The organism is Aminobacter sp. LjRoot7 (assembly GCF_964252895.1).
In the GTDB taxonomy this organism is placed as follows: Bacteria; Pseudomonadota; Alphaproteobacteria; order Rhizobiales; family Rhizobiaceae; genus Aminobacter; species Aminobacter aminovorans_B.
The window spans coordinates 571,828-592,770 of the sequence record NZ_CAXUPX020000003.1; the positions used below are offsets into that span (position 1 = coordinate 571,828).

Here is a 20,943-nt window from a genome sequence, read left to right on the forward strand (position 1 = left end):
TCAGTGGTCGAGCTCGCGTCCGGGAAAAATGCTCAACGGACGGCCAGCAGAGGGCTAGTCGTCGGACTGGTTGCGGTTGGCCTTGTTGCGCGCCCAGAACTCGAGCCGCTTCTTGATGTCGCGTTCGAAGCCGCGTTCATTCGGCGCGTAGAATTCCGGACGGTTCGCCCCGGCGAGCTCATCCGGCATGAACTCCTGCCCCGAAAACGCATCGGGATAGTCGTGATCGTATTTGTAGCCCTCGTGGTAGCCGAGTTCTTTCATCAGCTTCGTCGGGGCGTTGAGGATGTGCTTGGGCGGTGCCAGCGAGCCTGTCTGCTGCGCCATGGCTATAGCCTGGTTGAAGCCCATGTAGGAGGCGTTCGACTTGGGCGCCGTCGCCACATAGGTGATCGCCTGGGCCATGAACAGGCGCCCTTCCGGCCACCCTACCCGCTCGAACGCAGTCCAGGCGGCGATGACCTGCGGCATCGCCTGCGGATCGGCCATGCCGACGTCTTCCGATGCCGCGCAAGCCAAGCGACGGAAGATCGTGGCGGGAGATTCGCCGCCGACAACCATGCGCGCCGCCCAATAGAGCGACGCCTGCACATCGCTGCCGCGCAGGCTCTTGTGGAAGCAGCTGAGCAGGTTGTAGTGCTCTTCCTGCCCCTTGTCGTAGACCGGCGCCCTCTTCTGCACTGTCTCGGCGAGACCCGCGACATCAAGCACCACACCGGAAGGCAGAGCGAGCAGCTCCTCGCAGAGCCCGATCAGATAACGACCGTCCCCGTCCGCCATGGTCAAAAGTGTGTCGCGCGCGTCGGCGTCCAGCGGCAGTTTCCTGCCGGCATGTGCCTCGGCGCGCTCGGCCAGGATGGCAAGGTCAGGCTTTTCGAAGCGCTTGAGCGTGTAGACTTTTGCACGCGACAGCAGCGCGGCTACCAGGCTGAAGCTCGGGTTCTCCGTCGTCGCGCCGATCAGGACAATGGTGCCGTCCTCGACATGCGGCAGCAGCGCGTCCTGGGTGGTCCTGTTGAAGCGGTGGAGCTCGTCGACGAACACCACGGTCTGGCGCCCTGCCCCGCTGCGCAGCTGCCTGGCGGCGTCGACGACCTTCCTGAGGTCGGCAACGCCAGAGAGAACAGCCGAGAGCTGGACGAAGTCGAGGCCGATTTCCTTCGCCACCAGCCTTGCGATGGTCGTCTTGCCGACGCCCGGTGGCCCCCACAGGATGAACGACGACGCCTTCTTCGACTTGACCATGCGCCCGATCGGGCCGTCGGGCCCGAGGATATGGTCCTGTCCGATGACCTCGCTGAGGCTTTGCGGCCGCAATGTCTCGGCAAGCGGGCGCGGCACAAACTCGTCGAAGAGAGAGCTCATCGAATAGCCCTCCCCGCGATCCAGCACCATGCCGCGAGCTTTTCGAGCATGGTCAGCGTCTCAGTAGCGCAGCATCTGCCGCATGATGCGGCCGTCGCGCTCGACGGTGAAGCGCCACCAGCGCGTATCTTCCTCGGCAAGCTGCTTGAGTTTCTCGGCGGTGTCGATGGTCTCGCCGTTGAGCTCGCGCACGATGTCACCCGCCTGGAAGCCGAAGCCGGCAGCGGCCGAACCGCCATCGACGCCGACAATCACCACACCCTTGGTGTCGGTCGCAACGCGCAGGCGCTGGGCTAGCCGCGGCGACAGCACGGCGACCTTGGCGCCGGCAAACGGGCTGCGGCCACCCAGCAGGACCTCGTTCGTGCTGGCGCCTTCAGGCGCGCGCTCGAGCGCCACCTCAACCGCCTTCTCCTCGCCCTTGGTCAGCACCGATAGCGTCGCCTTGCCGCCGATCGGCTGGGTCGCCAGGCGATAGTCGAGCGCTTCCATATGCTCGATCGCAGCACCGTTGAACGACAGCACGACGTCGCCGGGCTTGAGGCCGGCGCGTGCCGCAGGGCCGTTCTCGTCGACTGACGAGATAAGCGCGCCGGCGGGATGATCCATGCCAAGCGATTCTGCGATCTGCGGCGTCACAGGCTCGAACGAGGCGCCGATGAACGGCCGCTCGAAGAACTCCGCGCCGCCCTTCGCTGCTTCGGTGAAAGCCCGCACCATGTTGGAAGGAATGGCGAAGCCGATGCCGATCGAGCCGCCGGTGCGGCTGAAGATTGCCGTGTTGATGCCGATGAGTTGGCCGCCCATGTTGATTAGCGCACCACCCGAATTGCCCGGATTGATGGCGGCGTCGGTCTGGATGAAGAAGCCGGAATCGGACACGCCGATATGCGTGCGGGCCAGTGCCGAGACGATGCCGCTGGTCGTGGTCTGGCCGACACCGAACGGGTTGCCGATGGCGAGCACCAGATCACCGACCTGCAGCGCATCGGAATCGCCGATGGCGATCGTCGGAAACGGCTTGTCGGAATCGATCTTCAGCACCGCGAGATCGAGCGAGTCGTCCTTGAGCAGAACCTTGGAGGTGAACTCGCGGCCATCCGACAGCGCGACCTTCACCTGGTCGGCGTCCTGGACGACGTGATTGTTGGTGACGACGATGCCACTGGCATCGACCAGCACGCCGGAACCGAGCGAGGAGCGGTTGCGCGGCGCGCCGCGGCCGAAGAACTGTTCGAAGAAAGGATCGCCTTCAAAGGGCGAACGCGCCTTCACCTGCTTGGAGGCGTAGACGTTGACCACCGCGGCAGCCGTATCCTTGACCAGCGGCGCAAACGACAGCTGCATCTCCTCGCGGCCAAAGGGCACACGACGGTCGGGGCCAGGCGTGGCCGTGCCGTCCTTGCCGCCGTTCAACAGGTCGGTCAGCACATCCGACAGGCCGGGATCCTCGGCGGGCTTGGTCGCCTCCTGGGCAGAGACACCACCTGCAACGGCCATCCAGGCACACAGCGCAAGCAGCAAATAACGTTTCGCACGCATTGCGAATCCTCCAACGTCTAAGTCGGCGCCATTGTCGTGACGATTGTGCAAATTGAAAGGCTGTATGCGCGTGAAAGCGGTTATTTCCGCATAGTTGGCGCGCAATGCGAAAGAACCGCTGCAGGCTTACGGGCGATTGCCCAAAACAAAAGGGGCCACGAGGGCCCCTTCGGTTCAAATCAACGGTGCAGACAGCTTATGCAGCTTCAGCTTCGTTGGCAGCTTCGGCTTCGAGGCGAACGCGGTCGCCGGCGCCCTTGGCCGAGGTGTCGCGATCGACGAACTCGATGACGGCCATCGCGGCGTTGTCACCGCGGCGGAATCCAGCCTTCATGATGCGCAGGTAGCCGCCGTTGCGGGTGGCGTAACGCGGCGCGACGACGTCGAACAGACGCTTCACGACGTTCTCGTTGCCGATCTGGGCGATCACCTGGCGGCGGGCATGCAGGTCGCCGCGCTTGCCGAGCGTCACCAGCTTCTCGACGATCGGACGCAGGTCCTTCGCCTTTTCGAGCGTGGTCACGATCTGCTCGTGCTCGATAAGCGAGACCGAGAGGTTGGCGAACATGGACTTGCGGTGGCTTACGCTGCGGGCGAAGCGGCGGCCTTTAAAACCGTGACGCATGGCTCTTTTCCTTCTTCAGTTGTTCAAGAGGCCACGGCCTCTGATGGTTTTCCGCAAGGCCGTCGGACCGGAATATCCGGTCCTCGGAACCATGCTCGACTAGGTGGTCTTAGTACTGGTCTTCGTATCGCTTGGCGAGGTCTTCGATGTTCTCCGGCGGCCAGTCCTGCACTTCCATACCGAGGTGCAGGCCCATTGCGGCCAGAACTTCTTTGATCTCGTTGAGCGACTTGCGGCCGAAGTTCGGAGTACGCAGCATTTCTGCTTCCGTCTTCTGGATCAGGTCGCCGATGTAAACGATGTTGTCGTTCTTGAGGCAGTTGGCTGAACGGACCGAAAGCTCCAGTTCGTCGACCTTCTTGAGCAGCGCCGGGTTGAAGGCGAGCTCTGTAACGGCCTCGGCTGCAACTTCCTTCTGCGGCTCGTCGAAGTTGACGAACAGGGCAAGCTGGTCCTGCAGGATGCGAGCAGCGAAAGCCACTGCGTCCTCGCCGGTGATCGAACCGTCGGTCTCGATGGTCATGGTCAGCTTGTCGTAGTCCAGAACCTGGCCCTCGCGGGTGTTCTCGACCTTGTACGAAACCTTCTTGACCGGCGAGTAGAGGCTGTCGACCGGGATGAGACCGATCGGAGCGTCTTCAGCGCGGTTGCGTTCAGCCGGGACGTAGCCCTTGCCGGTGTCGACGGTGAACTCCATACGGATCTCCGCGCCCTCGTCGAGCGTGCAGATGACGTGATCGGGGTTCAGGATCTCGACGTCGCCGACCGTCTGGATGTCGCCAGCGAGCACGGCACCGGGGCCCTGCTTGCGAACGACCATGCGCTTCGGGCCGTCGCCTTCCATGCGGATGGCGATTTCCTTGATGTTGAGCACGATATCGGTGACGTCTTCACGAACGCCGCCGATGGACGAGAACTCATGCAGCACGCCGTCGATCTGGACGGCAGTGACGGCAGCGCCGCGAAGCGACGACAGCAGCACGCGACGGAGCGCGTTGCCCAGCGTCAGGCCGAAGCCACGCTCGAGCGGCTCGGCGACGAGCGTGGTCAGCGTCTTCTTCTTGGACGAGAACTCGATCTTGTTTGGCTTGATCAGTTCCTGCCAGTTTTTCTGGATCATATTCGCTTCCTTCCGTTGCCCCGCCACCATCCAATCGTGGCGGGCGACCTGGAAACCGCAAACGAGCGCCAATGGCGCTCGCGCGGGGTGAAATATTTAGACGCGACGCTTCTTGCGCGGGCGGCAGCCGTTGTGCGGGATCGGCGTCACGTCGCGGATCGACGTGATGGTGAAACCCGCAGCTTGGAGCGCGCGCAGAGCCGATTCACGACCCGAACCCGGACCGCAGACTTCGACTTCGAGCATGCGCATGCCGTGTTCCTGGGCCTTCTTGGCGCAGTCTTCGGCAGCCATCTGGGCAGCGAACGGGGTCGACTTGCGCGAACCCTTGAAGCCCTGTGCACCAGCCGACGACCAGGCAATCGTGTTGCCCTGTGCATCGGAGATGGTGATCATGGTGTTGTTGAAGGTCGAATTCACGTGGGCAACGCCCGACGAGATGTTCTTGCGTTCGCGACGACGAACGCGAGCGGCTTCCTTAGCCATGGTAGTCCTTTCAGTTGATCTCTTCACCGCCGTAATACCAGCGGCTACACCAGCCTGCGTTTAAGGTGTCAGGCCGAACACCCGCCCATAAAAGGCGAAACCGGCGGGCCAAAACCCGCCGGGAACGAAATTACTTCTTCTTGCCGGCAATTGCCTTGGCCGGGCCCTTGCGGGTGCGCGCATTGGTGTGCGTACGCTGGCCACGGACCGGGAGCGAACGACGGTGACGCAGGCCGCGGTAGCAGCCGAGGTCCATCAGACGCTTGATGTTGATCGAAACTTCGCGGCGCAGATCGCCTTCGACCTGGTAGTCGCGATCGATGGTTTCGCGGATCGACAGGACTTCAGCATCGGTCAGCTGGTTGACGCGACGCTCAGCCGGGATGCCGACCTTCTCGACGATCTCCTGGGCGAACTTCTTGCCAATGCCGTGAATGTACTGAAGCGCGATCACAACGCGCTTGTTGGTCGGGATGTTAACGCCGGCTATACGAGCCATTTTCTCACTCCATTTGGGCCGGACTGTGCCGGCGCTTCAAGTTGCCCCGCGTCCGGTGGAGGCCGGCCCATGCGGGTTTTCCGTATCAATATGACTTTGCACCCTAACGGGCAAACAACATCATGCCTGAATGGAAGACGGGCCGCCATACTCCAGTACGGCCCGCCAGTCAAGCGCGATGGCTGTTTTTAGTGCGTGACCGCAGCGATGACAGCTTCGATCTGCGTGGTCACGTCGTCCATGTCGGCCATGCCGTCGACCTGCTTAAGCAGGTCATTGGCGTAGTAGTAGCCGATCAGCGGCGCGGTCTTCTTGTAGTACTCGCGCAGCCGTTCTTCGAACACCTCGGCGTTGTCGTCCTTGCGAACCGGCTGGCCAGCAGCCTGTGCTTCTTCGGCGCGCTTCAGGATCCGGCCAACGAGTGCCTTGTCGTCGACGACGAGCTCGATGACCACGTCGAGATGCAGGCCGCGCTCGGCCAGCATGTCGGCGACTGCATCGGCTTGCGCCAGCGTGCGTGGATAACCGTCGAGGATGAATCCTTTCGCGCAGTCGTCCTGGTCGATTCGCTCGGCGACGATCGCGTTGACGATTTCGTCCGAAACCAGCTCGCCGGCGTCCATAACGGCCTTGGCGCGCTTGCCGACATCCGTTTCGGCCTTCACTGCGGCCCGCAACATGTCACCGGTGGAAAGCTGAGGGATGCCGTGCTTTTCGACCAGCCTCTGCGCCTGAGTGCCCTTCCCCGCCCCGGGCGGTCCCAGCAATATAAGCTTCATCTTCCCCTCTTACCTCCACGGAGCTTCGACTTCTTGATCAGCCCCTCGTACTGGTGGGCGATCAGGTGACCCTGAATCTGCGCCACGGTATCAAGGGTTACATTGACCACGATCAGAAGCGAAGTACCACCAAGGTAGAACGGAACGCCGGTTGCCGAAATCAGGAACTCGGGCATCAAGCAGATGACGACCAGGTAGGCAGCGCCGATGACGGTGACGCGGGTCAGCACGTAGTCGATATATTCTGCCGTGCGCTCGCCAGGGCGATAGCCCGGGATGAAGCCCGAATGCTTCTTCAGCTGATCGGCCGTGTCCTTCGGATTGAAGACGATTGCCGTGTAGAAGAAGGCAAAGAAGACGATCATCGCGGCGTAAAGCAGCATGTAGAGCGGCTGACCATGACCGAGAGCGGCCATCATCGTGCTCACCCAACCGGGCAGCGTGGCGGTGTTCGAGAAGCCCGCAACCGTTGCCGGCAGAAGCAGCAGCGACGAAGCGAAGATCGGAGGAATAACGCCTGCGGTGTTCAGCTTCAGCGGCAGGTGCGACGTATCGCCCTGGAACATGCGGTTGCCGACCTGGCGCTTCGGATACTGGATCAGAAGGCGGCGCTGGGCACGCTCGAAGAAGACGATGAGCGCGATGACGACGATCGCAAGGACGATGATCGCGAGAATCAGGCCGGTCGAAAGAGCGCCGGTGCGACCAAGCTCCAACGTGCCGCTGATGGCGCTCGGAAGGCCTGCGACGATGCCAGCAAAGATGATCAGTGAAATGCCGTTGCCGATGCCGCGCGCGGTGATCTGCTCGCCGAGCCACATCAGGAACATGGTGCCGCCGACAAGCGTGATGACCGTCGAGGCGCGGAAGAACATGCCAGGATCGGTGACGATGCCGTTGCCGCCTTCAAGGCCGGCGGAAATGCCATAGGCCTGAACGACGGCCAAAAGCACGGTGCCGTAGCGGGTGTACTGGTTGATGATCTTGCGGCCCTGCTCGCCTTCCTTCTTCAGCGCTTCAAGCGACGGAACGACCGACGTCATGAGCTGCATGATGATGGAGGCGGAGATGTAGGGCATGATGCCCAGGGCAAAGATCGCCATGCGCTGCACGGCGCCGCCGGCGAACATGTTGAAGATGCCAAGGACGCCGCGGCTCTGCTGGGTGAAAGCCTGCGCGAATGCGTCGGGATTGATTCCCGGAAGCGGGATGTAGGTACCGAGGCGGTAGACCAGCAGCGCGCCAAGCGTGAACCAGATACGCTTCTTGAGGTCTTCGGCCTTGGCGAAGGCTGCGAAATTCAGATTGGATGCTAGTTGTTCAGCAGCCGATGCCATTCAGGGTACTCCGCTTGGTCACGCCAAAATGCCGCGATGGGCGCGGCGCGTGTCACCGAAGCCACGAGATAGGCTCCGGGAGGCAAACATGCAAGCGGCGGTATCTCTACCGCCGCTTACTTTGCAAAGCCTTTTACTCGGCGGCTGCCACTTCAGGCAGCTTCACCGATCCTCCAGCCTTTTCGATCTTCTCGATCGCCGGCTTGGAAGCGCCGGCAACGTCGAAGGCCACCTTGGCCTTGAGTTCGCCGTCGCCGAGGATGCGGACGCCGTCCTTGACGCGGCGAATCACGCCGGCCTTGACGAGGGCTTCCGCCGTCACGGTCTCTTTCGCATCGAGCTTCTTGGCATCGATCGCGACCTGGATGCGGGCCAGCGAAACGGTGTTGTAGCTCTTGGCGAAAATGTTGGTGAAGCCGCGCTTCGGCAGGCGACGATAGAGCGGCATCTGGCCACCCTCGAAGCCGTTGATCGCGACGCCCGAACGAGCCTTCTGGCCCTTCACGCCGCGGCCGCCGGTCTTGCCGGAGCCGGAACCGATGCCACGGCCAAGACGCTTCTTGGAGTGGGTCGCGCCGGCGTTGTCACGCAGATCGTTGAGTTTCATCTTCTATCTCCTGCGCTCGGCTTACGCCTCGTCCACAACGCGGACGAGGTGCTGGACAGCTGCGATCATGCCACGCACCGAAGGAGTATCCTCCAGCGTGCGCTTGCGATGCATCTTGTTGAGGCCGAGGCCGACCAGCGTTGCACGCTGTTCCTTCGGACGACGGATCGGGCTACCGATCTGCTCGACGGTGATGGTCTTGGTTGCTTTCTTGGCCATGGTCATTGTCCCTGGTCAGCTCGAGCGACTATTCTTCGGCCGCAACGGCGGTGCCGCGGCGGGCCTGAAGCGTCGAATACTTGATGCCGCGCTGTGCAGCCACATCCTTAGGATGCATCTGGCTCTTCAGCGCATCGAAGGTCGCACGAACCATGTTGTACGGGTTCGACGAACCCATCGACTTGGCGACGACGTCGTGCATGCCGAGCGTCTCGAAGACAGCGCGCATAGGACCGCCGGCGATGATGCCGGTACCCTGCTTGGCAGAGCGCAGCAGAACGCGACCAGCGCCCCAACGGCCTTCAACATCGTGGTGCAGCGTACGGCCCGAGCGGAGCGGCACGAAAATCATGTCGCGCTTGGCCGATTCGGTTGCCTTGCGGATCGCTTCCGGCACTTCGCGTGCCTTGCCGTGACCAAAGCCAACGCGGCCCTTCTGGTCGCCGACAACGACGAGTGCTGCAAAACCGAAACGCCGGCCGCCCTTGACGACCTTGGCAACGCGGTTGATGTGGACGAGCTTATCGACGAACTCGCTGTCGCGCTCTTCGCGGTCACGGCTACGGTCGCGACCACCTTCCCTACGTTCTTGTGCCATATTCCTATCCTTATTTTTTTCCGGAAGCACGGGGGTTAAAAACCAAATCCGGCGTCTATAGCGTCGCCGGATTTATTGCAACTGATCACAGATGCGGCGCAGCGCCGCGCGCTACGCCGTAAACTGCATCAGAAGTTGAGACCACCTTCACGCGCAGCCTCGGCAAGTGCCTTGATGCGGCCGTGATAGATGTAGGCGCCACGATCGAAAACGACGTCCTTGACGCCAGCCTTCGAAGCGCGCTCGGCGATCAGCTTGCCAACTGCGGTTGCAGCAGCAGTGTCGGCGCCGGTCTTGAGCGAGCCCTTGAGATCCTTCTCGAGGGTCGAAGCGGCAGCGAGCGTACGGCCATTGGCGTCGTCGATGACCTGAACATAGATGTTCTTCGACGTGCGGTGAACCGACAGGCGCGGACGGCCGTTTGCGACCTTCTTGATCTGTCGGCGGATGCGCGCCGAACGGCGCAGAGTGGTTTCTTTCGAAGCCATAGTAAGTGTTCCTTGCCTTCTGAAACGGGCGCGGCCATCTGCGGTAAGCCCAAATGCTTCCCGCGACCGCGCACCGCGGCGTTGTTATTACTTCTTCTTGCCTTCTTTGCGGACGATCTTCTCGCCTGCATAGCGTACGCCCTTACCCTTGTAGGGCTCGGGACCGCGATATTCGCGGATCTCGGCAGCAACCTGGCCAACCTGCTGCTTGTTGATGCCGTTGACCACGATTTCGGTAGGCTTCGGCACCGTGATGGTGATGCCTTCCGGCGTCTGATAGACGACGTCGTGCGAGAAGCCAAGTGCCAGCTGCAGGTTCTTGCCCTGGAGCGCTGCACGGTAACCGACGCCGGTGATCTCGAGCTTCTTTTCGAAGCCGTCCTTAACACCGGTCAGGATGTTGACGATCTGGGTCCGCGACATGCCCCACTTGGAGCGCGCGTCCTTCGACTGGTCGCGCGGCTGAACAGCGATCTCGCTGCCTTCCATCGTCACCAGAACTTCGTTGTTGACCACGAACTTCAGCTCGCCCTTGGGGCCCTTAGCCGTGACGGTCTGGCCGTCGACGGAAGCGGTAACGCCCTGCGGAAGCTGAACGGGTTTCTTGCCAATACGAGACATAGTCCTCGTGCCTTTCTTGTTTCAGCCTAGGCAGATCAGAAGATCTGGCAGAGGATTTCCCCGCCGACGTTCTGTTCGCGCGCTTCGTGGTCGGCCATCACGCCCTTCGGGGTCGAAAGGATCGAGATGCCGAGGCCATTGGCAACAGGCGGAATCGACTTGGACGAGACGTACACGCGGCGGCCCGGCTTGGAGACGCGGGCGATTTCGCGGATAACCGGCTGGCCGTCGAAGTACTTCAGCTCGATTTCGATCTCGGACTTGCCGTTTTCGAAGTCGGTCTGGCTGTAGTCGCGGATGTAGCCTTCCGCCTTCAGCACGTCGAGAACACGGGCGCGCAGCCTGGACGCAGGCGTCGACACGGTCGACTTCTTGCGGCCATAGGCATTGCGGATGCGGGTCAGCATATCGCCGAGAGGATCACTCAAAGACATGTCAAATGCTCCTTACCAGCTCGACTTGACCAGACCGGGGATCGCCCCGATCGAGCCCAGGTCGCGAAGCGCGATACGCGACATCTTAAGCTTGCGATAGTAGGCGCGCGGGCGGCCCGTCACTTCGCAGCGATTACGGATACGGATCTTGGCCGAGTTGCGCGGCAGCGCGGCGAGCTTGAGCTGCGCGCGGAAGCGTTCCTCGATCGGCTTGGACTGATCCATGATGACGTCCTTGAGGGCCTGACGCTTGGCAGCGTACTGGTCCACAAGCTTACGGCGCCGATTGTTCTTCTCGACTGAGCTGGTCTTTGCCATTTCAGATTTTTCCTTTTCTCGCTGCCGTTACTGCCGGAAGGGGAAGTTGAAGGCCTTGAGCAGAGCCCGGGCTTCTTCGTCCGTCTTGGCGGTCGTGCAAACGATGATGTCCATACCCCACATCTGATCAACCTTGTCGTAGTTGATCTCGGGGAACACGATATGCTCCTTGAGGCCCATAGCGTAATTTCCGCGGCCGTCAAAGCTTTTCGGGTTCAGACCGCGAAAGTCGCGAACGCGCGGCAGTGCGATGTTCACGAGACGGTCCAGAAACTCGTACATGCGCTCCTGGCGGAGCGTCACCTTGGCCCCGATCGGCATCTGCTCACGCACCTTGAAGCCGGCGATCGACTTGCGGGCGCGGGTGATGACCGGCTTCTGACCGGCGATCATCGCCAGGTCTTCAGCGGCAACGGCGGGCTTCTTCGAGTCCGCAGTGGCTTCGCCAACACCCATGTTGAGCACGATCTTGTCGATGCGCGGGATCTGCATGACGTTGTCGTACTTGAACTGTTCCTGCATCGCCTGGCGGATGGTCTCATTGTAGACCTTCTTCAGACGCGGCTCGTTGGTTGCCTTAGCCATTGATGACTTCTCCCGAGCGCTTGGCGACACGCACCTTCGTGCCGTCCTTCTGGACCTGGAAACCGACGCGGGTCGGCTTGCCATCCTTGGGGTCGGCGAGCGCGAGGTTCGACAGGTGGATCGGCGCTTCCTTCGTGATGATCCCGCCCTCTTGGGTCTGGGACTGCTTCTGGTGGCGGCGGATCATGTTCACGCCGCGGACAAGTGCCTTGTCTTCCTTCGGCTGGACGGACAGCACCTCGCCGGTGCGGCCCTTGTCCTTGCCGGCCAGAACGACAACCTTGTCGCCTTTACGGATCTTCTGCATTGTTCCGGCTCCTTACAGCACTTCGGGCGCGAGCGAGATGATCTTCATGTGGTTCTTGGCGCGGAGTTCGCGCGGAACCGGCCCGAAGATACGCGTGCCGATAGGTTCTTTCTTGTTATCGACAAGAACGGCCGCGTTCTTGTCGAAACGGATCACGCTGCCGTCCGGACGACGAATGTCCTTGGCCGTGCGAACCACGACCGCCTTCATCACGTCACCCTTCTTTACGCGGCCGCGCGGAATGGCTTCCTTGATCGACACCACGATGATGTCGCCAACAGAAGCATACTTCCGCTTCGAGCCGCCCAGCACCTTGATGCACATGACACGACGGGCGCCGGAATTATCCGCGACGTCGAGGTTTGTTTGCATCTGAATCATGACTGGCCGCCTTCTTCTTCTCTAACGGGATGGGCTACCGCCCTCCCCGGCTTGTCCAAAATTCGTTGTTACGCCTGGTCCGGGGTAATGACGACCCAGCGCTTATCCTTGGAAATCGGCTTCGATTCCTGGATAGCCACCTGATCGCCAACCTTGTGGGCGTTGTTTTCGTCGTGCGCCTTGTAGTTCTTCGACATACGCACGGTCTTCTTCATCACCGGGTGCGTGAAGCGACGCTCGACCTTGACGACGACCGTCTTCTCGTTCTTGTCGCTGACGACCGTACCCTGCAGGATGCGCTTTGGCATGGTTTTCGTCCTTAAGCCTTCTTGCCGGCCGATTTTTCGGCGGCGATGGTCTTGATACGCGCGATATCCTTACGGACCTGTTTCACGCGCGCCGTCTTTTCCAGCTGACCGGTCGCCTTCTGGAAGCGCAGGTTGAACTGCTCCTTCTTGAGGCTGGCGAGCTCGTCGGTGAGCTGGTCCTGGGTCTTCGTCCTGATGTCCGAGGCTTTCATGATCAGCCCTTCCTTATTCTGCGATGCGCTGAACGAAGCGCGTCCTGACCGAGAGCTTGGCAGCGCCAAGACGCAGCGCTTCACGCGCCACTTCCTCGGAGACACCATCGATCTCGAACATCACGCGACCTGGCTTGATGCGGCATGCCCAGTAGTCGACGGCGCCCTTGCCCTTACCCATGCGGACTTCGGTCGGCTTCGACGTGACCGGAACGTCTGGGAAAATACGGATCCAGACGCGGCCCTGACGTTTCATTTCGCGGGTGATCGCGCGGCGAGCCGCCTCGATCTCACGCGCGGTGACGCGGTTTGGCTCAAGCGCCTTCAGTCCGAAGCCGCCGAAATCCAGGTTGGTGCCACCCTTCGCGGTACCGTGGATGCGGCCCTTGAACTGCTTACGGAACTTTGTGCGCTTTGGCTGCAGCATCGTTCTAACTCCAAATTCCTATGCGTGTCAGGCGTTTTCGCGACGGCGGCGCTCAGGGCGCTCGCCAGCATGCGAATGCTCGCCTTCGGTTGCGCGACGCTCGGAAGCCATCGGATCGTGCTCAAGGATCTCGCCCTTGAACACCCAGACCTTGACGCCGCAGATGCCGTAGGCGGTCTTTGCCTCGGCAGTGCCGTAGTCGACGTCAGCGCGCAGGGTGTGCAGCGGAACGCGACCTTCGCGATACCACTCCATACGAGCGATTTCAGCGCCGCCGAGGCGGCCCGAGCAGTTGATGCGGATGCCCTCTGCGCCGAGGCGCATGGCCGACTGCACCGCGCGCTTCATGGCGCGACGGAAGGCAATGCGGCGCTCGAGCTGCTGCGCGATCGACTGTGCGACCAGCGTAGCGTCGGTCTCCGGCTTGCGAACCTCGACGATGTTGAGGTGCGTCTCGGACTTCGTCATCTCCATCAGCTTCTTGCGAAGCTTTTCGATGTCGGCGCCCTTCTTGCCGATGATCAGGCCCGGACGTGCTGCGTGAATGGTCACGCGGCACTTCTTATGCGGACGCTCAATCACGACCTTGGAGATCGCGGCCTGCTTCAGCTCGGCTTCAAGATACTTGCGGATCTTGATGTCTTCGTGGAGCAGCTGGCCGTATTCGCCGGTGTTTGCGTACCAACGCGAGTCCCAGGTGCGGTTGATGCCGAGGCGGAGACCAATAGGATTGATTTTCTGGCCCATTATGCGGCCTCCCCTTTCTCTTCGACTTCACGAACGACGATCGTGAGGTGCGAAAACGGCTTCTCAATACGGCTGGCGCGACCACGGCCACGAGCGTGGAAACGCTTCATGACGATCGACTTACCGACAAAGGCTTCCGCCACCACCAGTGCATCGACATCGAGGTCGTGATTGTTTTCCGCGTTGGCGATAGCCGATTCGAGGGTCTTTTTAACCGTTCCGGCGATGCGCTTGCGCGAAAATTCCAGATCCGAAAGCGCGGTCGCTACCTTCTTGCCGCGGATAAGCGCGGCAACGAGGTTGAGCTTCTGCGGGCTGACCCGGATCGTGCGGAGGACCGCACGTGCCTCGTTGTCAGCAAGCCTGCGCGGAGCTTTGGCCTTGCCCATGTTACTTCCTCTTTGCCTTCTTGTCCGCGCCGTGACCGTAGTAGGTCCTGGTGGGAGCGAACTCACCGAACTTGTGGCCGACCATGTCCTCGTTCACCGAGACCGGGACGTGCTTCTGGCCGTTGTAGACACCGAAGGTGAGGCCGACGAACTGCGGCAGGACGGTGGAGCGACGGCTCCACATCTTGATCACCTCATTGCGACCGCCTTCACGAACCTTCTCTGCCTTCTTGAGCAGATAGCCGTCAATGAACGGGCCTTTCCAGACTGAACGAGTCACTGGCGTTACCTCTTCTTAGCTCTTGCGCTGATGGCGCGAGCGCAGGATGAACTTGTCGGTCGCCTTGTTGGACCGCGTCTTCTTGCCCTTGGTGGGCTTGCCCCACGGGGTCACCGGATGGCGTCCGCCCGAGGTGCGGCCTTCACCACCGCCGTGCGGATGGTCGACCGGGTTCATGGTCACGCCGCGGTTGTGCGGGCGCTTGCCACGCCAGACCGTGCGGCCGGCCTTGCCGTCGTTGATGTTGCCATGGTCCGGGTTGGACACGGCACCGACGGTGGCGATGCAGAGACCGCTGACGACGCGCTGTTCACCCGAGTTGAGGCGAAGGATCGCCATGCCCTGGTCACGACCGACGAGCTGGGCGTAAGCACCAGCCGAACGAGCGACCTGGCCGCCCTTGCCGGGCTTCAGCTCGATGTTGTGGACGATCGTGCCGACCGGCATTGCTGCGAGCGGCATTGCGTTGCCCGGCTTCACGTCGACCTGCTCACCAGCGATGATCTTGTCGCCGGCCTGCAGACGCTGCGGAGCAATGATGTAGCTCAGCTCACCGTCGTCGTACTTGATCAGCGCGATGAAGGCGGTGCGGTTCGGATCGTACTCGAGACGCTCGACCGTGCCGACGACGTCGAACTTGCGACGCTTGAAGTCGATGATGCGGTACGAACGCTTGTGACCGCCGCCGATGAAGCGAGCCGTGATGCGACCGTAGTTGTTACGGCCGCCCGACTTGGTCAGGCCTTCGGTCAGACCCTTGACGGGCTTGCCCTTATGCAGACCCGAGCGGTCGACGATGACCAGCTGGCGCGTGCTCGGCGTTACTGGCTTGAATTTCTTTAGTGCCATTGTCCTGTCCTCTCAGCCCAGCTCAGAGACCCGTCGCGACGTCGATCGACTGGCCATCAGCCAGCGTCACTACCGCCTTCTTGACGTCGCTCTGGCGGCCGATCGTGCCGCGGAAGCGCTTCACCTTGCCCTTGCGGACCAGGGTGTTCACAGCAGTCACCTTCACGCCGAACAGCGCTTCGACGGCAGCCTTGATCTCGGGCTTGCTCGCCTTCTTGGCGACATTGAAGACGACCTGGTTGTTTTCCGAAGCCATGGTCGACTTTTCGGTGATCGCCGGGCTGACGATCACGTCATAGTGGCGGAGATCCGTCATTTGAAGCGCTCCTCGAGAGCCTCGACGGCGGCCTTCGAAAGGACCAGCGTGCCGCGGCGCAGAATGTCGTAAACGTTGATGCCCTGGATCGGCAGGACATCGATGTTCGGGATGTTGGTCGCTGCGCGCTTGAAGTTGACGTCAAGCTCGGCGCCACCGATCACCAGGGCGTTGGTCAGGCCCAGCGTCGCGAAGTTCGCGAGCAGCGCCTTGGTCTTGCCCTCGGCGAGCGTCAGCTCGTCGACGATGATCAGGTTCGATGCCTTGGCCTTGGCCGAGAGTGCGTGCTTCAGGCCAAGAGCGCGAACCTTCTTGGGAAGGTCATGCTCGTGGCTGCGAACGACCGGGCCGTGGGCCTTGCCGCCGCCCCGGAACTGCGGAGCGCGTGCCGAATGGTGACGAGCGCGGCCCGTACCCTTCTGCTTGTACATCTTGGCGCCGGTGCGCGCGATTTCCGCGCGACCCTTGGCCTTGTGCGTGCCCTGCTGCTTCTTGGCGAGCTGCCAGCGCACGACGCGCTGGAGAACGTCTTCGCGCGGGTCGAGGCCGAAGATCTCTTCCGAGAGCTCAACCTTGCCGGCATCTTTGCCTGCGAGGGTTGTAATCTTGAGGTCCATTATTCCGCTCCCTCGTTGGCCGGAGCCTTGTTGCTGGCAGCGCGGATCGCGGCCGGCTTCGGCGCGTTCTCAGGAAGCGCAACCTTTGCGGCGTCGCGAACCAGGATCCATGCACCCTTCGAACCCGGAACCGCACCGCGGATCAGGATGAGACCGCGATCGGTGTCGGTCGAGACGACTTCCACGTTCTGGGTGGTGACGCGAACGTCGCCCATGTGGCCGGCCATCTTCTTGCCCTTGAACACCTTGCCCGGATCCTGGCGCTGACCAGTCGAACCGTGCGTACGGTGCGAGACCGAGTTACCGTGGGTAGCGCGGCCACCACCGAAGTGGTGACGCTTGATGACGCCCTGGAAGCCCTTACCGATCGTCGTGCCCGTCACGTCGACCTTCTGGCCGGCGACGAAATGCTCTACGGTGATCTCGGCGCCAACGTCCAGCATGTTGTCTGCGGAGACGCGGAACTCGGCAACCTTCGACTTCGGCTCGACGGAAGCGGCAGCGAAGTGACCGCGCAACGCCTTCGTCGTATTCTTGACCTTGGCCAGGCCAACGCCGAGCTGAACGGCGGTGTAGCCATTCTTCTCTTTGGTCAGCTGTGCCACGACCTGGCAGTTCTCCATGCGGAGAACGGTGACGGGAACGTGTTCGCCAGCGTCATTATAGACGCGGGTCATTCCCACCTTCTGTGCAATTACACCTGAACGCATCGGTTCGTTTTCCTTCAGAGGAGCCGTTTGGATCTGCTCGCGCGGCTCATGTTAGCTCTTAGAGCTTGATTTCGACGTCGACACCTGCTGCGAGGTCGAGCTTCATCAGAGCATCGACGGTCTGCGGGGTCGGATCGACGATGTCCAGCAGACGCTTGTGCGTGCGCATTTCGAACTGCTCGCGGCTCTTCTTATCGACGTGCGGCGAGCGGTTCACCGTGAACTTCTCGATCCGCGTCGGCAGCGGGATCGGGCCGCGAACATTGGCGCCGGTGCGCTTCGCGGTCGACACGATCTCACGCGTCGAAGCGTCGAGAACCCGGTGGTCAAACGCCTTGAGGCGGATGCGGATATTCTGTCCGTTCATGGTCACTTCCTTGTTCTGGCGCGGCGCGGGCGTATTCCCGCCCGCGACAGATCGTTAATTCGGATTATTCTTTGATCGAAGCGACGATGCCGGCGCCGACGGTGCGGCCACCTTCACGGATAGCGAAGCGGAGCTTCTCTTCCATGGCGATCGGAACGATCAGCTCGACGTCGACGGTGATGTTGTCGCCGGGCATGACCATCTCGGTGCCTTCCGGCAGCGACACGATGCCGGTCACGTCGGTCGTGCGGAAGTAGAACTGCGGACGGTAGTTGGTGAAGAACGGCGTGTGACGGCCACCCTCTTCCTTGGTCAGGATGTAGGCTTCAGCCACGAACTTCTTGTGCGGCTTCACCGAACCCGGCTTGCACAGCACCTGGCCGCGCTCGACGTCTTCACGGCCAACGCCACGGATCAGCGCGCCGATGTTGTCGCCAGCCTGGCCCTGGTCGAGCAGCTTGCGGAACATTTCAACGCCGGTGACGGTGGTCTTCGAGGTTGCCTTGATGCCGACGATCTCGACTTCTTCGCCAACCTTGACGATGCCGCGCTCGACACGACCGGTGACAACAGTACCGCGACCCGAGATCGAGAACACGTCTTCGATCGGCATCAGGAACGGACGGTCGATCGGACGCTCAGGCGTCGGGATGTAGGCGTCGACGGCTTCCATCAGCGCGCGGATCGCGTCTTCGCCGATCTTCTTGTCCGAATCGTTGAGCGCAGCAACAGCCGAACCCTTGATCATCGGAATGTCGTCGCCCGGATACTCGTACTTCGACAGCAGCTCGCGAACTTCGAGCTCGACCAGTTCGAGCAGCTCGGCGTCGTCGACCAGGTCGACCTTGTTCAGGAACACGACGAGGGCGGGAACACCAACCTGACGGGCGAGCAGGATGTGCTCGCGGGTCTGCGGCATCGGGCCGTCGGCAGCCGACACGACCAGGATCGCGCCGTCCATCTGGGCAGCACCAGTGATCATGTTCTTGACGTAGTCGGCGTGGCCTGGGCAGTCGACGTGGGCGTAGTGACGAGCAGGCGTCTCGTATTCGACGTGTGCGGTCGAAATGGTGATGCCGCGGGCCTTCTCTTCAGGCGCTGCGTCGATCTGGTCGTAGGCCTTGAACTCGCCGAAATACTTCGTGATCGCCGCCGTCAGCGACGTCTTGCCGTGGTCAACGTGACCAATCGTGCCGATGTTCACATGAGGCTTATTACGCTCGAATTTACCTTTTGCCATGTGAGGTCTCCATTCTTGCTAGCCCGATAAGGGCGTTGAATTAATAAAACGCTGCAATTCGTTGGAATTACGCGTATTTCTTTTGAACTTCCTGAGCGACCGCGGTCGGAACCGGCTCGTAGTGGTCGAACTGCATCGTGTACTGGGCGCGGCCCTGAGACATCGAACGCAAGCTGTCCACGTACTTGAACATGTTTGCCAGCGGCACCATCGCGTTGACGACGACGGCGATACCACGGCTTTCCTGGCCCTGGATCTGGCCACGACGGCTGTTCAAGTCGCCGATGACGTTACCGACGTAGTCTTCCGGCGTCACGACTTCGACCTTCATGATCGGCTCGAGCAGCTGGACACCCAGCTTCGGAGCGGCTTCGCGAAGGCAGGCGCGGCCGGCGATTTCGAAGGCGAGAACCGACGAGTCGACGTCGTGGTAGGCGCCGTCGATGAGCGTCGCCTTGACGCCGATCATCGGGAAGCCCGCGAACGGACCCGACGACAGAACGCTGCGGAGGCCCTTGTCGACGCCCGGGATGTATTCCTTCGGAACAGCACCGCCGACGATCTTCGATTCGAAGACGAAATCTTCGCCCTCGGGGTTCGGCTCGAACACGATCTTGACGCGAGCGAACTGACCGGTACCACCCGACTGCTTCTTGTGGGTGTAGTCCTGCTCGTGGGTGCGGGTGATCGTCTCGCGATACGCAACCTGCGGCGCGCCGACGTTCGCCTCGACCTTGAACTCGCGACGCATGCGGTCGACGATGATGTCGAGGTGCAGCTCGCCCATGCCGGCGATGATGGTCTGACCCGACTCTTCGTCCGACTTGACGCGGAACGAAGGATCTTCAGCAGCCAGGCGGTTGAGCGCGAGGCCCATCTTTTCCTGGTCGCCCTTGGTCTTCGGCTCGATCGCGATCTGGATGACCGGCTCGGGGAATTCCATGCGCTCAAGGATGACCGGGTGCAGCGGATCGCAGAGCGTGTCGCCGGTGGTCGTTTCCTTGAGGCCGGCCAGAGCGACGATGTCGCCAGCGAATGCTTCTTCGATGTCCGAACGCGAGTTCGAGTGCATCTGCAGCATACGGCCGAGACGCTCCTTCTTGCCCTTGACGGTGTTTTCGAGCGAAGCGCCCTTGACCACCTTGCCCGAGTAGATGCGGCAGAAGGTCAGCGAACCGACGAACGGATCGTTCATGATCTTGAAGGCCAGCATCGACAGCGGCTCGCTGTCGTCGGCATGACGCTCGATCTCGGCTTCGGTCTTGGCATCGATGCCCTTGATGGCTGGAACGTCGAGCGGCGAAGGCAGGAACTCGACGACGCCGTCGAGCAGCGGCTGAACGCCCTTGTTCTTGAAGGCCGAGCCGCAGAACATCGGGAAGAACTTGACGGCGATGGTGCCCTTGCGGATCAGCGCGCGCAGTTCGTCGTTCGAGGGCATCTTGCCTTCGAGGTAGTTCTCGAGAGCCGTCTCGTCCATTTCGACGGCGGTCTCGATCATCTTTTCGCGGAACTCTTCAGCCTTGGCCTTGAGGTCTTCCGGGATCTCGACGACGTCCCAGGCAGCGCCCAGGCTCTCGTCGCGCCAGACGAGCGCGTTCATCTCGATCAGATCGACGACACCCTTGAACTCGGACTCAGCACCGATCGGCAGCTGAACGGCAACGGCGGTCGCACCGAGACGCGACTTGATCATATCGTACGAGCGATAGAAATCGGCGCCGATCTTGTCCATCTTGTTGCAGAAGATCATGCGCGGGACGTGATACTTGTCCGCCTGGCGCCACACGGTCTCGGTCTGCGGCTCAACACCCGCGTTGGCATCGAGCAGCGCGATGGCGCCGTCGAGAACGCGCAGCGAACGCTCGACTTCAATGGTGAAGTCGACGTGGCCTGGGGTGTCGATGATGTTGAAGCGGCGCTGCTTGCCGTCACGGCCCTTCCAGAAGGTCGTGGTCGCAGCAGACGTGATCGTGATGCCGCGCTCCTGCTCCTGCTCCATCCAGTCCATGGTGGCAGCGCCGTCATGGACTTCGCCGATCTTGTGCGACTTGCCCGTGTAATAAAGGATGCGCTCGGTGGTCGTGGTCTTGCCGGCGTCGATATGCGCCATGATACCGAAATTGCGGTAGTCTTCGATCTTGTATTCGCGGGCCATGGGAGGTGCCTC

General features: G+C 61.6%; 31 protein-coding genes. All 31 read right to left on the reverse strand.

What is annotated here, in order from left to right:
• Positions 1-54: 54 nt before the first annotated feature.
• The 31 genes from ACSQ3E_RS12345 to fusA all read right to left on the reverse strand — a co-directional run bounded on the left by ACSQ3E_RS12345 (position 55) and on the right by fusA (position 20,931).
• Positions 55-1,365: a replication-associated recombination protein A gene (locus ACSQ3E_RS12345; RefSeq protein ID WP_436122914.1), complete on the reverse strand. Its 1,311-nt coding sequence runs from the start codon at positions 1,363-1,365 to the stop codon at positions 55-57.
• Between the two features lie 60 nt (positions 1,366-1,425).
• Positions 1,426-2,907 (reverse strand): DegQ family serine endoprotease, encoded by a 1,482-nt coding sequence (locus ACSQ3E_RS12350; protein WP_436122915.1) that lies wholly within the window; start codon positions 2,905-2,907, stop codon positions 1,426-1,428.
• Positions 2,908-3,103: 196 nt separating this feature from the next.
• Positions 3,104-3,532 (reverse strand): 50S ribosomal protein L17, encoded by a 429-nt coding sequence (rplQ, locus tag ACSQ3E_RS12355; RefSeq protein WP_067961913.1) that lies wholly within the window; start codon positions 3,530-3,532, stop codon positions 3,104-3,106.
• Between the two features lie 109 nt (positions 3,533-3,641).
• The gene (locus tag ACSQ3E_RS12360) at positions 3,642-4,652 is read right to left on the reverse strand and encodes a DNA-directed RNA polymerase subunit alpha (protein WP_055976463.1); all 1,011 of its coding nucleotides are present in this window, start codon (positions 4,650-4,652) and stop codon (positions 3,642-3,644) included.
• Between the two features lie 96 nt (positions 4,653-4,748).
• On the reverse strand, positions 4,749-5,138 hold the full coding sequence (gene rpsK / locus ACSQ3E_RS12365; RefSeq protein WP_055976460.1) for a 30S ribosomal protein S11: 390 nt from the start codon (positions 5,136-5,138) through the stop codon (positions 4,749-4,751).
• 130 nt (positions 5,139-5,268) lie between these two features.
• A complete protein-coding gene (gene rpsM / locus ACSQ3E_RS12370) occupies positions 5,269-5,637 on the reverse strand; it encodes a 30S ribosomal protein S13 (RefSeq protein WP_055976458.1) in 369 nt (122 codons plus the stop codon).
• 188 nt (positions 5,638-5,825) lie between these two features.
• Positions 5,826-6,416 (reverse strand): adenylate kinase, encoded by a 591-nt coding sequence (locus tag ACSQ3E_RS12375; protein WP_310328906.1) that lies wholly within the window; start codon positions 6,414-6,416, stop codon positions 5,826-5,828.
• Positions 6,413-7,753, reverse strand: coding sequence for a preprotein translocase subunit SecY (gene secY, locus ACSQ3E_RS12380; RefSeq protein WP_310328904.1), 1,341 nt, complete (start codon positions 7,751-7,753; stop codon positions 6,413-6,415). Before secY ends, ACSQ3E_RS12375 begins: the two co-directional genes overlap by 4 nt.
• Before the next feature lie 133 nt (positions 7,754-7,886).
• Positions 7,887-8,360, reverse strand: a complete 474-nt coding sequence (gene rplO / locus ACSQ3E_RS12385; protein ID WP_115732099.1) for a 50S ribosomal protein L15 — start codon at positions 8,358-8,360, stop codon at positions 7,887-7,889.
• Between the two features lie 21 nt (positions 8,361-8,381).
• Complete coding sequence (gene rpmD, locus ACSQ3E_RS12390) at positions 8,382-8,579, reverse strand: 50S ribosomal protein L30 (RefSeq protein WP_067961904.1); 198 nt, start codon at positions 8,577-8,579, stop codon at positions 8,382-8,384.
• 28 nt (positions 8,580-8,607) lie between these two features.
• Entirely contained in the window at positions 8,608-9,177 is a 570-nt protein-coding gene (gene rpsE / locus ACSQ3E_RS12395; protein ID WP_067961902.1) for a 30S ribosomal protein S5, read from the reverse strand.
• Positions 9,178-9,305: 128 nt separating this feature from the next.
• Complete coding sequence (rplR, locus tag ACSQ3E_RS12400) at positions 9,306-9,665, reverse strand: 50S ribosomal protein L18 (protein ID WP_055976445.1); 360 nt, start codon at positions 9,663-9,665, stop codon at positions 9,306-9,308.
• 87 nt (positions 9,666-9,752) lie between these two features.
• Positions 9,753-10,286: a 50S ribosomal protein L6 gene (rplF, locus tag ACSQ3E_RS12405; protein WP_310328898.1), complete on the reverse strand. Its 534-nt coding sequence runs from the start codon at positions 10,284-10,286 to the stop codon at positions 9,753-9,755.
• A gap of 35 nt (positions 10,287-10,321) precedes the next feature.
• Complete coding sequence (gene rpsH / locus ACSQ3E_RS12410; RefSeq protein WP_067961896.1) at positions 10,322-10,720, reverse strand: 30S ribosomal protein S8; 399 nt, start codon at positions 10,718-10,720, stop codon at positions 10,322-10,324.
• A 12-nt stretch (positions 10,721-10,732) separates the two neighbouring features.
• On the reverse strand, positions 10,733-11,038 hold the full coding sequence (rpsN, locus tag ACSQ3E_RS12415) for a 30S ribosomal protein S14 (RefSeq protein ID WP_115732100.1): 306 nt from the start codon (positions 11,036-11,038) through the stop codon (positions 10,733-10,735).
• A gap of 27 nt (positions 11,039-11,065) precedes the next feature.
• Positions 11,066-11,623, reverse strand: a complete 558-nt coding sequence (gene rplE, locus ACSQ3E_RS12420; RefSeq protein ID WP_115732101.1) for a 50S ribosomal protein L5 — start codon at positions 11,621-11,623, stop codon at positions 11,066-11,068.
• Positions 11,616-11,930, reverse strand: coding sequence for a 50S ribosomal protein L24 (rplX, locus tag ACSQ3E_RS12425; RefSeq protein WP_115732102.1), 315 nt, complete (start codon positions 11,928-11,930; stop codon positions 11,616-11,618). The genes rplE and rplX overlap by 8 nt, the downstream gene beginning before the upstream one ends.
• Positions 11,931-11,942: 12 nt before the next feature.
• Positions 11,943-12,311 carry a 50S ribosomal protein L14 gene (gene rplN, locus ACSQ3E_RS12430; RefSeq protein ID WP_006205457.1) on the reverse strand — a complete coding sequence of 123 codons (369 nt, stop codon included), beginning with the start codon at positions 12,309-12,311 and terminating at the stop codon, positions 11,943-11,945.
• A gap of 68 nt (positions 12,312-12,379) precedes the next feature.
• Positions 12,380-12,619, reverse strand: coding sequence for a 30S ribosomal protein S17 (gene rpsQ, locus ACSQ3E_RS12435; RefSeq protein ID WP_115732103.1), 240 nt, complete (start codon positions 12,617-12,619; stop codon positions 12,380-12,382).
• 11 nt (positions 12,620-12,630) lie between these two features.
• Positions 12,631-12,831, reverse strand: a complete 201-nt coding sequence (gene rpmC, locus ACSQ3E_RS12440) for a 50S ribosomal protein L29 (RefSeq protein ID WP_018427849.1) — start codon at positions 12,829-12,831, stop codon at positions 12,631-12,633.
• Positions 12,832-12,844: 13 nt separating this feature from the next.
• Entirely contained in the window at positions 12,845-13,258 is a 414-nt protein-coding gene (gene rplP, locus ACSQ3E_RS12445; protein WP_055976423.1) for a 50S ribosomal protein L16, read from the reverse strand.
• Between the two features lie 27 nt (positions 13,259-13,285).
• Positions 13,286-14,005 (reverse strand): 30S ribosomal protein S3, encoded by a 720-nt coding sequence (rpsC, locus tag ACSQ3E_RS12450; RefSeq protein ID WP_067961888.1) that lies wholly within the window; start codon positions 14,003-14,005, stop codon positions 13,286-13,288.
• A complete protein-coding gene (rplV, locus tag ACSQ3E_RS12455) occupies positions 14,005-14,394 on the reverse strand; it encodes a 50S ribosomal protein L22 (RefSeq protein ID WP_055976417.1) in 390 nt (129 codons plus the stop codon). Before rplV ends, rpsC begins: the two co-directional genes overlap by 1 nt.
• Position 14,395: 1 nt before the next feature.
• Positions 14,396-14,674, reverse strand: a complete 279-nt coding sequence (gene rpsS / locus ACSQ3E_RS12460) for a 30S ribosomal protein S19 (protein ID WP_055976414.1) — start codon at positions 14,672-14,674, stop codon at positions 14,396-14,398.
• Positions 14,675-14,689: 15 nt separating this feature from the next.
• Positions 14,690-15,523: a 50S ribosomal protein L2 gene (gene rplB / locus ACSQ3E_RS12465; RefSeq protein WP_115732104.1), complete on the reverse strand. Its 834-nt coding sequence runs from the start codon at positions 15,521-15,523 to the stop codon at positions 14,690-14,692.
• A 22-nt stretch (positions 15,524-15,545) separates the two neighbouring features.
• A complete protein-coding gene (locus ACSQ3E_RS12470) occupies positions 15,546-15,839 on the reverse strand; it encodes a 50S ribosomal protein L23 (RefSeq protein ID WP_067961884.1) in 294 nt (97 codons plus the stop codon).
• Positions 15,836-16,456: a 50S ribosomal protein L4 gene (gene rplD, locus ACSQ3E_RS12475; protein ID WP_115732105.1), complete on the reverse strand. Its 621-nt coding sequence runs from the start codon at positions 16,454-16,456 to the stop codon at positions 15,836-15,838. Before rplD ends, ACSQ3E_RS12470 begins: the two co-directional genes overlap by 4 nt.
• Positions 16,456-17,166: a 50S ribosomal protein L3 gene (gene rplC, locus ACSQ3E_RS12480; RefSeq protein WP_310328546.1), complete on the reverse strand. Its 711-nt coding sequence runs from the start codon at positions 17,164-17,166 to the stop codon at positions 16,456-16,458. Before rplC ends, rplD begins: the two co-directional genes overlap by 1 nt.
• Before the next feature lie 58 nt (positions 17,167-17,224).
• The gene (rpsJ, locus tag ACSQ3E_RS12485) at positions 17,225-17,533 is read right to left on the reverse strand and encodes a 30S ribosomal protein S10 (protein ID WP_006205468.1); all 309 of its coding nucleotides are present in this window, start codon (positions 17,531-17,533) and stop codon (positions 17,225-17,227) included.
• A 64-nt stretch (positions 17,534-17,597) separates the two neighbouring features.
• A complete protein-coding gene (tuf, locus tag ACSQ3E_RS12490) occupies positions 17,598-18,773 on the reverse strand; it encodes an elongation factor Tu (protein WP_067961853.1) in 1,176 nt (391 codons plus the stop codon).
• 67 nt (positions 18,774-18,840) lie between these two features.
• Positions 18,841-20,931, reverse strand: coding sequence for an elongation factor G (gene fusA / locus ACSQ3E_RS12495; RefSeq protein ID WP_310328541.1), 2,091 nt, complete (start codon positions 20,929-20,931; stop codon positions 18,841-18,843).
• Positions 20,932-20,943 lie beyond the last annotated feature (12 nt).

What these genes read in the sequence shown, in the direction of transcription:
- ACSQ3E_RS12345 (WP_436122914.1), bottom strand. Translation starts at nt 1,365, where the DNA reads ATGAGCTCTCTCTTCGACGAGTTTGTGCCGCGCCCGCTTGCCGAGACA.
- ACSQ3E_RS12350 (WP_436122915.1), bottom strand. Translation starts at nt 2,907, where the DNA reads ATGCGTGCGAAACGTTATTTGCTGCTTGCGCTGTGTGCCTGGATGGCC.
- rplQ (WP_067961913.1), bottom strand. Translation starts at nt 3,532, where the DNA reads ATGCGTCACGGTTTTAAAGGCCGCCGCTTCGCCCGCAGCGTAAGCCAC.
- ACSQ3E_RS12360 (WP_055976463.1), bottom strand. Translation starts at nt 4,652, where the DNA reads ATGATCCAGAAAAACTGGCAGGAACTGATCAAGCCAAACAAGATCGAG.
- rpsK (WP_055976460.1), bottom strand. Translation starts at nt 5,138, where the DNA reads ATGGCTAAGGAAGCCGCTCGCGTTCGTCGTCGCGAACGCAAGAACATC.
- rpsM (WP_055976458.1), bottom strand. Translation starts at nt 5,637, where the DNA reads ATGGCTCGTATAGCCGGCGTTAACATCCCGACCAACAAGCGCGTTGTG.
- ACSQ3E_RS12375 (WP_310328906.1), bottom strand. Translation starts at nt 6,416, where the DNA reads ATGAAGCTTATATTGCTGGGACCGCCCGGGGCGGGGAAGGGCACTCAG.
- secY (WP_310328904.1), bottom strand. Translation starts at nt 7,753, where the DNA reads ATGGCATCGGCTGCTGAACAACTAGCATCCAATCTGAATTTCGCAGCC.
- rplO (WP_115732099.1), bottom strand. Translation starts at nt 8,360, where the DNA reads ATGAAACTCAACGATCTGCGTGACAACGCCGGCGCGACCCACTCCAAG.
- rpmD (WP_067961904.1), bottom strand. Translation starts at nt 8,579, where the DNA reads ATGGCCAAGAAAGCAACCAAGACCATCACCGTCGAGCAGATCGGTAGC.
- rpsE (WP_067961902.1), bottom strand. Translation starts at nt 9,177, where the DNA reads ATGGCACAAGAACGTAGGGAAGGTGGTCGCGACCGTAGCCGTGACCGC.
- rplR (WP_055976445.1), bottom strand. Translation starts at nt 9,665, where the DNA reads ATGGCTTCGAAAGAAACCACTCTGCGCCGTTCGGCGCGCATCCGCCGA.
- rplF (WP_310328898.1), bottom strand. Translation starts at nt 10,286, where the DNA reads ATGTCTCGTATTGGCAAGAAACCCGTTCAGCTTCCGCAGGGCGTTACC.
- rpsH (WP_067961896.1), bottom strand. Translation starts at nt 10,720, where the DNA reads ATGTCTTTGAGTGATCCTCTCGGCGATATGCTGACCCGCATCCGCAAT.
- rpsN (WP_115732100.1), bottom strand. Translation starts at nt 11,038, where the DNA reads ATGGCAAAGACCAGCTCAGTCGAGAAGAACAATCGGCGCCGTAAGCTT.
- rplE (WP_115732101.1), bottom strand. Translation starts at nt 11,623, where the DNA reads ATGGCTAAGGCAACCAACGAGCCGCGTCTGAAGAAGGTCTACAATGAG.
- rplX (WP_115732102.1), bottom strand. Translation starts at nt 11,930, where the DNA reads ATGCAGAAGATCCGTAAAGGCGACAAGGTTGTCGTTCTGGCCGGCAAG.
- rplN (WP_006205457.1), bottom strand. Translation starts at nt 12,311, where the DNA reads ATGATTCAGATGCAAACAAACCTCGACGTCGCGGATAATTCCGGCGCC.
- rpsQ (WP_115732103.1), bottom strand. Translation starts at nt 12,619, where the DNA reads ATGCCAAAGCGCATCCTGCAGGGTACGGTCGTCAGCGACAAGAACGAG.
- rpmC (WP_018427849.1), bottom strand. Translation starts at nt 12,831, where the DNA reads ATGAAAGCCTCGGACATCAGGACGAAGACCCAGGACCAGCTCACCGAC.
- rplP (WP_055976423.1), bottom strand. Translation starts at nt 13,258, where the DNA reads ATGCTGCAGCCAAAGCGCACAAAGTTCCGTAAGCAGTTCAAGGGCCGC.
- rpsC (WP_067961888.1), bottom strand. Translation starts at nt 14,005, where the DNA reads ATGGGCCAGAAAATCAATCCTATTGGTCTCCGCCTCGGCATCAACCGC.
- rplV (WP_055976417.1), bottom strand. Translation starts at nt 14,394, where the DNA reads ATGGGCAAGGCCAAAGCTCCGCGCAGGCTTGCTGACAACGAGGCACGT.
- rplB (WP_115732104.1), bottom strand. Translation starts at nt 15,523, where the DNA reads ATGGCACTAAAGAAATTCAAGCCAGTAACGCCGAGCACGCGCCAGCTG.
- ACSQ3E_RS12470 (WP_067961884.1), bottom strand. Translation starts at nt 15,839, where the DNA reads ATGACGGATCTCCGCCACTATGACGTGATCGTCAGCCCGGCGATCACC.
- rplD (WP_115732105.1), bottom strand. Translation starts at nt 16,456, where the DNA reads ATGGACCTCAAGATTACAACCCTCGCAGGCAAAGATGCCGGCAAGGTT.
- rplC (WP_310328546.1), bottom strand. Translation starts at nt 17,166, where the DNA reads ATGCGTTCAGGTGTAATTGCACAGAAGGTGGGAATGACCCGCGTCTAT.
- rpsJ (WP_006205468.1), bottom strand. Translation starts at nt 17,533, where the DNA reads ATGAACGGACAGAATATCCGCATCCGCCTCAAGGCGTTTGACCACCGG.
- tuf (WP_067961853.1), bottom strand. Translation starts at nt 18,773, where the DNA reads ATGGCAAAAGGTAAATTCGAGCGTAATAAGCCTCATGTGAACATCGGC.
- fusA (WP_310328541.1), bottom strand. Translation starts at nt 20,931, where the DNA reads ATGGCCCGCGAATACAAGATCGAAGACTACCGCAATTTCGGTATCATG.